The sequence below is a fragment of the candidate division WOR-3 bacterium genome, from assembly GCA_029858255.1.
Classification (GTDB): domain Bacteria; phylum Hydrothermota; class Tepidihabitantia; order SM23-42; family SM23-42; genus SM23-42.
On record JAOUFJ010000047.1, the window covers coordinates 1 to 8,927 of the forward strand.

General features: G+C 48.0%; 14 protein-coding genes and 1 pseudogene. 3 read left to right on the forward strand and 12 right to left on the reverse strand.

Annotation, left to right across the window (positions count from 1 at the left end):
* The 9 genes from OEV79_11655 to OEV79_11695 form a co-directional block, all read right to left on the reverse strand.
* Positions 1 to 515 (reverse strand): 4Fe-4S binding protein (locus tag OEV79_11655; GenBank protein MDH4212091.1); only part of this gene is annotated, 515 nt, incomplete at its 3' end.
* Positions 512 to 946 (reverse strand): tRNA (N6-threonylcarbamoyladenosine(37)-N6)-methyltransferase TrmO, encoded by a 435-nt coding sequence (tsaA, locus tag OEV79_11660; GenBank protein MDH4212092.1) that lies wholly within the window; start codon positions 944 to 946, stop codon positions 512 to 514. The genes tsaA and OEV79_11655, both read right to left, overlap by 4 nt.
* On the reverse strand, positions 936 to 1,817 hold the full coding sequence (locus OEV79_11665; protein ID MDH4212093.1) for an ATP-binding protein: 882 nt from the start codon (positions 1,815 to 1,817) through the stop codon (positions 936 to 938). The genes tsaA and OEV79_11665 overlap by 11 nt, the downstream gene beginning before the upstream one ends.
* The gene (locus tag OEV79_11670; GenBank protein ID MDH4212094.1) at positions 1,789 to 1,995 is read right to left on the reverse strand and encodes a hypothetical protein; all 207 of its coding nucleotides are present in this window, start codon (positions 1,993 to 1,995) and stop codon (positions 1,789 to 1,791) included. The genes OEV79_11665 and OEV79_11670 overlap by 29 nt, the downstream gene beginning before the upstream one ends.
* Before the next feature lie 20 nt (positions 1,996 to 2,015).
* Positions 2,016 to 2,390: a NifB/NifX family molybdenum-iron cluster-binding protein gene (locus OEV79_11675; GenBank protein ID MDH4212095.1), complete on the reverse strand. Its 375-nt coding sequence runs from the start codon at positions 2,388 to 2,390 to the stop codon at positions 2,016 to 2,018.
* A 16-nt stretch (positions 2,391 to 2,406) separates the two neighbouring features.
* Positions 2,407 to 2,805: a NifB/NifX family molybdenum-iron cluster-binding protein gene (locus tag OEV79_11680; protein ID MDH4212096.1), complete on the reverse strand. Its 399-nt coding sequence runs from the start codon at positions 2,803 to 2,805 to the stop codon at positions 2,407 to 2,409.
* A 78-nt stretch (positions 2,806 to 2,883) separates the two neighbouring features.
* Positions 2,884 to 3,264: a DUF5320 domain-containing protein gene (locus tag OEV79_11685; protein MDH4212097.1), complete on the reverse strand. Its 381-nt coding sequence runs from the start codon at positions 3,262 to 3,264 to the stop codon at positions 2,884 to 2,886.
* Positions 3,265 to 3,331: 67 nt separating this feature from the next.
* On the reverse strand, positions 3,332 to 3,799 hold the full coding sequence (locus tag OEV79_11690) for a transcriptional repressor (protein MDH4212098.1): 468 nt from the start codon (positions 3,797 to 3,799) through the stop codon (positions 3,332 to 3,334).
* 180 nt (positions 3,800 to 3,979) lie between these two features.
* Positions 3,980 to 4,774 (reverse strand): transposase, encoded by a 795-nt coding sequence (locus OEV79_11695; protein MDH4212099.1) that lies wholly within the window; start codon positions 4,772 to 4,774, stop codon positions 3,980 to 3,982.
* Positions 4,775 to 5,029: 255 nt separating this feature from the next.
* Here OEV79_11695 and OEV79_11700 point away from each other — a divergent pair, with 255 nt between their 5' ends.
* The 3 genes and pseudogenes from OEV79_11700 (at position 5,030) to OEV79_11710 (ending at position 6,271) form a co-directional block, all read left to right on the forward strand.
* Entirely contained in the window at positions 5,030 to 5,335 is a 306-nt protein-coding gene (locus OEV79_11700; GenBank protein ID MDH4212100.1) for a hypothetical protein, read from the forward strand.
* A gap of 39 nt (positions 5,336 to 5,374) precedes the next feature.
* Positions 5,375 to 5,899: pseudogene (locus tag OEV79_11705) on the forward strand (VCBS repeat-containing protein).
* Between the two features lie 6 nt (positions 5,900 to 5,905).
* Positions 5,906 to 6,271 carry a T9SS type A sorting domain-containing protein gene (locus OEV79_11710; protein ID MDH4212101.1) on the forward strand — a complete coding sequence of 122 codons (366 nt, stop codon included), beginning with the start codon at positions 5,906 to 5,908 and terminating at the stop codon, positions 6,269 to 6,271.
* Here OEV79_11710 and OEV79_11715 read toward each other — a convergent pair.
* From OEV79_11715 to OEV79_11725, 3 genes are all read right to left on the reverse strand, one after another.
* Entirely contained in the window at positions 6,257 to 6,892 is a 636-nt protein-coding gene (locus tag OEV79_11715) for a GNAT family N-acetyltransferase (GenBank protein ID MDH4212102.1), read from the reverse strand. The genes OEV79_11710 and OEV79_11715 overlap by 15 nt on opposite strands.
* Positions 6,893 to 6,999: 107 nt before the next feature.
* Positions 7,000 to 8,598: a M20/M25/M40 family metallo-hydrolase gene (locus tag OEV79_11720; protein ID MDH4212103.1), complete on the reverse strand. Its 1,599-nt coding sequence runs from the start codon at positions 8,596 to 8,598 to the stop codon at positions 7,000 to 7,002.
* A 114-nt stretch (positions 8,599 to 8,712) separates the two neighbouring features.
* Positions 8,713 to 8,927, reverse strand: a 215-nt coding sequence (locus OEV79_11725; GenBank protein MDH4212104.1) for a nuclear transport factor 2 family protein, incomplete at its 5' end; no start/stop codon positions are given.

An 8,927-nucleotide genomic window follows, 5' to 3' on the forward strand; every position in this document is an offset into this window, starting at 1 on the left:
ATCCCTGGTGGACCATCGTTAATAACATAGTCGAGTCGCTCCTTGTCTGCTATCTCCTGTGCTGCCTTCCTGATCCTTGTAACCAGTCTGCCTGAGTTTGCTTCAGCAATGCCAAGTTTGGCGTGGACAAACGGACCGTACTTCGTATCAGATACGTACCACTCGCCAGATTCATTTTCCTCCATCGTTATTGCCTTGCTTGGACATACAATACTACATATCGCGCACCCTTCACAAGAGAACTTGTCTATCTCGAACGTTTCGTCAATTGCATTGAAGCGGCAGACATCGATGCATTCTCCACACTCCGTACAAGTAGCTCTGTTTATCTTTGGTGCCTTTCCACTCTTGAAGATGTGCGTTTCTCTGACCTTTGGATTCAACAGGAGATGTAGATCGGCCGCGTCGACATCACAATCGACAAAACAGGCATTGTGCGCCAGTGCAGCAAAAGAAGCGGTCAGAACCGTCTTGCCGGTCCCACCCTTACCGCTTATCACCGTTATCTGTTTCACCTCATCTTTCCTCTGAGCCAACCAGTTCGAACACTCCGCTTCGGTATGTCGTGAGGTATATACGGTTTTATATCAAGTAACGGCGTTCCGTCGAGCATATCGACTCCTCTCACCTTCAGGATATTTCCCCTCCGATTCAGCAACCTCAGTACGCTCAAGCCAAGCTGATTAGGCCTTCTCGGCGCCCTCGTAGAGAACAAACCTCTTTGTTTATCATCCCAGCACGGTTTCAACTTCAATCTATATCCTCTTGATTTATGGAATCTGAATATGACTATAATATGCGAAAATCCTTCGATGTCGCTCAGCCCGGCCGCGTATTCTTTAAAGACTTCTATCCTGCCCACGATTTTTGACCGCGAAAATTGAACTGGTGCATCCGCTTTATTTCTCAGGGGTGTATGTATAATGCCAATTGGTTCAATCTTCATGGATAGATTTCTTGATTGAAGTAAACATCTGTCTGAGATGGTTGCGGTAGGCCGGCTTTGCATCTACCAACGGTATACCTCTTGAATAGGACACTGCGATACTTCTGTCAAACGGTATGCGCATCAGAATGTCGATCTTCTCATTCTTGCAGTACTCTTCAACTTTATTGTCCCCCAGGTTCGCACGATTGATCACGACGCCAAAAGGAATATCTAATTTTCTCACCGCCTCAACCGCCAAGCCCAGATCGTTCAGTCCAAAGGGTGTTGGCTCAGTGACCAGTAAACAGTAATCACTCCCTCTTACTGATTCAATGACCGGACACGAGGTGCCCGGCGGCGCATCAATGATAATATCTTTTTTCTCTGCAATGTTCCTCTTGACCGCTCTGACCAGTGGCGGTGCCATCACCTCACCGACATTCATCTTTCCCTGGATGAATTGCATTTCTCCTACCCGGCCCCTATCAACCTTACCGATTTCTCTGTCGACTTCCCTGATCGCTCTCTGCGGGCACAGCAGAGCACAACCGCCGCATCCGTGGCAAAGATGCGGGAACACGAGCACCCTATCCTTCAACACTGCCAGAGAATTGTATGCACAGATCTCGGCGCACTTGCCACAGTAGTCGCATTTGGATTCATCTACTTCTGGTACCGGTGTCGAGACAATTTCGGATCGCTCCCATCGAACTTTGATAAATAGATGTGCATTCGGTTCTTCCACATCACAATCCAAAAATTGCACGTTACCAACCGCAAGAGCAAGGCTTGTGGCGATCGTCGTCTTCCCTGTTCCTCCCTTTCCGCTGGCAACCGATAGCACCATGGATCTTAAAATCTTAGCATCTGCCTGCCGCACTTCGGGCATGATAGAGAACTACAGGGAATGCCTGCCTGGTGAGGAACCTTTGCCCCGCAACCAGGGCAAACACACTCGCCAGCCGGACCAGCGCCTTGTCCCCGGCGGCCCATGCCTCGTCCCTTGCCAAAACCTTGGTCAGAACGACCACCACGGCCCTGATTCCCAGGGCCCGAACTATCGCCACGTGGCATTGTGTCACCTCCTTTATTGCCGACCTGGTAAACCAAATTTCGAATTGACGCTAGGTTTGTCAGTGGGGCTCAATTCACCACTTGCGTACTTCTCAATCGCTTCTTTAACGGTCCCTGATACCCCAGTGATCACCTCTATTCCTGCGGCCCTCAAGGTTTCGAAAGCATTGGGGCCAACGTTGCCGGTCAGCACCACTCGGGCCTCCCTTTTTGCCACGAGTTGGCCAGATTGAATTCCGGCACCGCCCGTAGCATCGCTATTCGGATTCTCAATTGCTTCGAAATCAAGTGTGTCTTCATCTACGAACAGGAAATACTTGCACCGTCCGAACCGCGGGTCAAGTTGCGAATCGAGATTATCACCTTGTGATGTAACACAAATCTTCATCTTAATTCTCCTTACCTCAGTGCTCTCCCTTATGTTCTTCGGGATGATCGCACTCTGTTTTGCCTAATCCATAACCTTTTCCTGAACCTGGCTTGCAGAGACTTTCACCACCTTCAAGCGTACCCTCTTGTATCTTTTCCAATACGTCTTCTATTTTCCCCGTAATACCTAATATCGCCTGTATTCCGTATTCACTGAAAAAGTTCGTTGCCCGCCTTCCCATACCACCGCATACAATACATTCAACTCCCTTCTCATACAGAAATTGCGGTATGAAGCCGGGTTGATGTCCTGGATTTTGGACTGTTTCCCGTTTTGTAATTTTGCCTTCATTAACATCGACAATTGTAAAAGTCGGGCACCGTCCAAAATGAGCCGACACCAGATCACCGTCTGATGATATTGCTATACGCATAATGATTACTCCTTTTGCGATTTTACACAATCAAGGAATGGGAGCAGAAAGGAATGACAGCCGCTCCCATTCACTCCGCTATTTCTTCTCTTGTGTTTGAGCTTTTTCCAAAGTCCCGATCCGCTCCTGTATTTCCTTAAGCTCGTTCTGCAAGAACTCGGATTGTTCCCTTAACATCGTCATCTCATCACTCGTGCTCAACTCACGCCCGTTAGGATAAGTTGGATACACATAACCACTGTAGTACGGATCGCCGTATGCATACGGAACCCAGCCCGGTCCTGGGCCATACCAATGGCGCCATCCGCGACCAAACCAACCACGGCCTCTGCCAAAACGACGGCCGCGACCACCAACTGGGTTGGCATATCCAGGTGCTGCGTAACCAGCACAATAGCCGGCACCTCTTCCAGTCATTGGCCCGGCTCCAAGAGGACCTGTTCTATCTCCACCTGGCATCTTAAATCACCCCCTTTCAATAGTTATTGAAAATCATTTTCATTAACGGTCAAAAAAAATTTTACCATCATTTTTTTCGGCATTTATCGCATAGTCCATAAAACTGAATAAGATGATTCGTGATCTCGAAGTCGAATTTTCTCTGTAACCCTTTCTCAGTCCGGCTCAGTAATTCGACTTCATCGTCGATAAAATCAGTGTAATCAATGACCCGACCGCAGTTTGTGCAAACAAGATGATGGTGGTGCCGTGAACCTTTGGGGCCTTCAGACAGTTCATATCTTGCCCGCCCATCGCCAAAGTCGAATTTAAAAACGAGGCCCATGTGTACCAGCAATTCAAGGGTGCGATAGACGGTCGTGAGCCCGACATTGGGCTGGATCTTGTGCACGGCAAGATACACCTCTTCAGCGCTCAGGTGCTCTTCGGTACGACTTAGAATATCGAGGATTGCTTCTCGGGCAACCGTGATCCGATAACCGCGACCGCGAAATCTTCCATACCACCAGTGCGGCCCTGGATTACCTCTCCTCACGCGCTCCATCCCATTGGTCTAACAATCCAATCATATTGACTCTTTTAATGATAATGATAACCATTTACATTTACATTATAATCAAAATACCCGGTTTGTCAAGGGTCAAAAGTAAACACCCCCAACCTGCTATATTTTGTTAACTTCTGCAGGTTAACACAAGTTAACACTACCAACCTGCTATATTTTTCTTCTCATCAAAATCCCTGTCACAGCTACCCTGGAAAGTCTGAATGCACGCGCAAGCAAAGCTGGCTTGAAACCATATCGCTCATATAACAGCCTTATTGCATAATGCCTTAAATGTCGTTCTTTTATCCCCTGTGGCTCCAGCAACACCGATCTATCTACGTTCATTATTCTACCCGCATAGTCTATTAGTTCACTGCCTTCCAGGAGCGTAAAATATCGCCTGCTCCAATCAACTGGTCCATCATCGTGAGAAAGCACAAACGCCCGATACTCGCGCAAGCGACTCTCACCCTCACCAAACTGCTCCAATATCACATTGCTTTTTACGAACTCCTTCATCTCGAGACCCATATATGTACGATAACTGGACCAAGGGTAATCAGCTGGATCCTCCACAATTCCGGCTTCCGTCGCTTGGCGATGTATATATCTGGACAACCACTTCCCGTAAACATTAGCTAGTACTAGTTTGTTATTGAACCTCTCACCAAAAACATGTCCAACGCGTTCATTTATTTTGTTGTAATATCGAGCATAATGACCATGTAGGTTCATCATGAATACTGAGATGTTCTTGGACCTATCGTAGATGAATAGATGAACGTGTGACTCCATCAATGCATACGCTAAGATGTCAACATCAAAGCACAAAGCATATTCCTCAAGCATTATCAGATACTTCTGATAATGCTCTACGGATTTGAAGACGGGATGTCGGTCATTTCCCCAAGCATATATGTGATGATAAAGATTCTCGCCGCAAATTCGTGGGATCCAGCCCATAATTCCATCTGTCTATATATATGACAGAAAAAGGGGTATGGAATAAAACAAAAAAGTGAACATCAGAAGTCATAAAAGGGATATAGTGCGAAAAAGTTTCCATATATCTGCTTATTTTGCAGCGAAAGTTAACAAAATATAGCAGGTTGGGGGTTCAGGTTGGGGGTTCGACTAAGCAGAATTCAGATATCTACCTACCACCAACAGCATCTTGACTTAAAAACGATATCGACTACCATGAGTTAGGAGGTCTCCATGATGACAAAAATATCTGTATTGGGAATATCTATCGCGTTCGCCCTGTTCGCCCAAACACCGGTATTCGATCCTCCGGTATATGTTCAGGCGAATGGTGTAAACATAAACGTCGGCTATGGAGGAAACGCATCGCCTTTTGTCATTGATTGGGACGGCGACGGCAAGCAGGACCTATTGCTCGGTCAATTCGATATGGGCAAAGTCCGTTTCTACACCAATATTGGCACACACTACAATCCCACTTTCGGCAACTTCGTATACTTACAGGCCGGTGGTGTGGATATTTCAGTGAGTTATGGCTGATGCCAGGGAGCGACAGTCGCAGTTTGCGACTGGAATGAAGATGGTTATCTTGACCTCATAACGGGCGAGAGATACGGCTATTTTACCCTTTTTCAACGAAGCGCAACCGGGCAGCTAACCAACATGGGCCACATTCAGGCCGATGGCATTGATATTCAGACCGCCAACAATGCATGGCCCTATGTTTGCGATTACAACGATGACGGCAAGAAAGACCTTCTGGTCGGGCAGGAAGGCATATATTCAACCTGCAATGTGTATGTCTACCTGAACGAGGGCACGAATGAAACACCTGCCTTCGGCGATTCAACACCAGTGTTATTCAATGGAAGCCCGACGTCCTACTGGCGGACAGTACCTGTGTTCATAGACCTCGATCTCGATGGGAAGAATGACATAGTTCTTGGCGGATGGTACAGCGACGTCCGATTCTACACGAATGTTGGCACTAATGCAAATCCAGTATTCTCTAACTACATATATCTGGTTTTACCTGACTCGCAAGGCTATTCCAGCGGAAATCCGCCCCGTGTTGCATTCGCGGACTGGGATGGTGACAGCGATCTCGATATGCTCACGTGTGACTACTACGGCTCGGTTTTTCTCCGCGAAAATGTAACATCCCCAGGCATCGTCGAGAATGACAAGAATCCTGCGGCGTCTAATGTGCTTACCGTCACACCAAATCCATTTTCAGATTTGGCCACTATAAACTATCAGCCAGCAGATGATAGAGAGGTCAATTTGACAATCTGCGACATAACCGGCCGAACAGTAAAATCATTTCCGCTAATCACATCTCAGCCATTTGGCTCCATGTCCGTGGCATGGGACGGCAGAGACAATGAACACCGTCGAGTTCCGGATGGTGTCTATCTTATTACGCTCATGACTGGAAGTAGGATCGAAACGAAGAAAGTACTACTTGTTCGGTGATGTCGATTTTGCTTTGAGAGAGCTATCCACATAGTATCGCATTACAACCTTGCTCGCTGAAGGGCGTTTGCACTCTACAAAACCCACTTTTCTGAAGATCTGCGGAAGACCCATGAAACTGGATACCGGGGGAAGCTCTTTGCGCCTCGGAATGGCCGGATAAGCCTCAACTATCTTTGCTCCACGAGAGCCAGCATACTCGACGGCTCTGCGAATGAGCTTTTCACTCACGCCTCTACCATGATACTCTTTGTGTATGAAAAAACATACGATCGACCAGACGGGTTCACTATCCAACCGCTTCAGTACGCGCGAACGTTCCAGGGCAGCATACTGCTCACGCGGAGCGATCGAGCACCATCCGATCGCCGTCTTGACCTTATAAGCAAGTAACCCTGGAATATTGCCCGAATCGACCAGGTGCTTCATTGCCCGGCGATTGCCTGCACCCTGACCTTTTTCAAATTCACGACGGGACAACCTCCACCACATACACCAACAGCCGCCATAAGCACCCTTCTTGCCGAATAATTCGACAAAATCAGACCAAAAAGATGACGTCAACGGCCTGATAATAAGATGATCGACCTTAATTATTCTAGTACTGGAGTTTATGCTCATAACCCGAGTGCCTGCTAGCCTAACCTGCCAATGGAATGGATCATATTATTCCACAGCTACGATATGCTTCCCGCCGGAAATCACAGTGTTGAGTGATACCACTGTGGTCACTTGAGCATTATGATCTTACGGCATTCAGTCTTCCCGTTGCGCCCCAGGGCAAGGAAATAGACGCCGGGCGCAACTGCAGCGCCAACTGCATCTGCACCCTCCCAGCGATGAGAATATACGCCTCTGCGATAACTCCCTGACGCGAGCCGCGCGACATAACGTCCTGCACAATCATAGACAGCAAGGTCGATGGTTTCGAAATCCTTCTCGACCGTGAAACTGATGTCGAATCTATCCCCCGGGTTGGGTTTAACAACAAATAGGAGTAAACTTTCAAATGCTGATAGTTCATCCACTGCAGTACCGGAATCAACCGGGACTGCGAGGGTCGCCAGCACTGCTATTGCCGTCTTGATGACCTCCGCCGCGAATTCGAGATTATTGAACCCGGTTGGTCCGATGGTATCACCAACTGTATGGTAACCTGGACACAGAACGCGCTCGATACCTCCTGTAGAAACATAACCGTGCTGCCAGAAACTCGCATGATCTGAGGAACCGGTCGTGCCCGTGTAGCGTACCGGACGGATCTTCAACTGCGTGTATGTATCTGCAACCGTCTGATAGAAATTACAGGCAAACAGACTGCACCCGGGCACGGCGCTCGTGTACCTCAGCCGCATCGTATCAAGCAGCGGAGCAGTGACATACCCGATCATGTCGTAGCAAAGAGCCGCGATGATCGTATCGTTCTCGCTGCTCGCCTCGGCGGCCAGGTAGTTGCTACCTATCAAACCCTGCTCTTCTGCATTGAAGGCAGCAAACCGTATCGTGCGCTCGAACTCATAGTTACGCATTACGCGCGCCGCCTCGAGAACTGCAGCCACTCCCGATGCGTTGTCATCGGCGCCAGGTGCGTAGCCAGAACTCGGCACATCATCGAGGTGCGCACCGATCAAAACGTAGTTTTGCGTCGCCGGATAGTATGCACCTAATTTGATGCCAACGACATTATCTCCATACAGACTTGAAAAACTGTGACGGTAAACACTATCGCAGTCGTACTGAGCAAGCATATCATTTATATAATTGACAGCAACTATCCTGTTGGAATCGCTCATCGAATACCGCGTATACATACGCTGGAGGGTCAGAACCGTATTCAAGATATTCTCCGGGTCGACATTATTCAGCATCTGCTCAATGAGCGTGTCTCTTGTTACCGGGAGATCCTTGAAATCATAGTAACCGGGATCACGTCTCACAATCGGCGTCAGCGTTAACTGCTGCAATTCTACCTGTAAACGATTCAACAGCGGTACATTGTCCGGCGTCGTAGCAATGAGAACACACTCTTCATAGCGGTCAATGATCCTGCCGAAACGTGCAATATCTTCCAATACCTCACCAAAAGGAAAAACAAAGAAATACAACCTATGCTTCGGATCTTTATCAAGAACGCTATAATCAAGTCCGATATTCTCCAATGCCCGCAGTCCCTCATCATTCGTAACCAACAGCGCATACTCGTCAACCAATTCCACAACTTGCAGGTCCTGTCCTTCACTCGCGTCAATCCTCACAAGATATTCTTCAGCGTATGTAGAGTGTACTGCAAATGACAAACAAAATGCAAAGCAAATCGATACCTTCATAGTTTCTTCCTTATTTGTCCTTCGTTCTTGTGGCCCGCCATGATTCCACAGCCTTGTTGTATCTCCACAGCAACTCCTCGCGGCCGATTTCCGTGGTAATATTTATGCTCAGCTCTAACCTGCCGGCAATGATTTGTGGAAATGCACGATTAACCATCCGGCGTCACCTTTTTCAAAAGCCCACGTGCACCGGATCGGCAACTCGACCGGGTTATCCGCCATTTTTGCCTTCAAGGTCCACAAACATCTGGCCCAGGCCATCTTGCCGTCAGCCGAAACATATATTTTCAGACCGCTCGTAGATATCTTCGTATCCGAAAGTAATTCGT

Excerpts from the sequence above, each read along its gene's own strand:
- tsaA (MDH4212092.1), bottom strand. The coding sequence starts at position 946 with ATGAAGATTGAACCAATTGGCATTATACATACACCCCTGAGAAATAAA.
- OEV79_11665 (MDH4212093.1), bottom strand. The coding sequence starts at position 1,817 with ATGCCCGAAGTGCGGCAGGCAGATGCTAAGATTTTAAGATCCATGGTG.
- OEV79_11675 (MDH4212095.1), bottom strand. The coding sequence starts at position 2,390 with ATGAAGATTTGTGTTACATCACAAGGTGATAATCTCGATTCGCAACTT.
- OEV79_11680 (MDH4212096.1), bottom strand. The coding sequence starts at position 2,805 with ATGCGTATAGCAATATCATCAGACGGTGATCTGGTGTCGGCTCATTTT.
- OEV79_11685 (MDH4212097.1), bottom strand. The coding sequence starts at position 3,264 with ATGCCAGGTGGAGATAGAACAGGTCCTCTTGGAGCCGGGCCAATGACT.
- OEV79_11695 (MDH4212099.1), bottom strand. The coding sequence starts at position 4,774 with ATGGGCTGGATCCCACGAATTTGCGGCGAGAATCTTTATCATCACATA.
- OEV79_11700 (MDH4212100.1), top strand. The coding sequence starts at position 5,030 with ATGATGACAAAAATATCTGTATTGGGAATATCTATCGCGTTCGCCCTG.
- OEV79_11710 (MDH4212101.1), top strand. The coding sequence starts at position 5,906 with ATGCTCACGTGTGACTACTACGGCTCGGTTTTTCTCCGCGAAAATGTA.
- OEV79_11715 (MDH4212102.1), bottom strand. The coding sequence starts at position 6,892 with ATGAGCATAAACTCCAGTACTAGAATAATTAAGGTCGATCATCTTATT.
- OEV79_11720 (MDH4212103.1), bottom strand. The coding sequence starts at position 8,598 with ATGAAGGTATCGATTTGCTTTGCATTTTGTTTGTCATTTGCAGTACAC.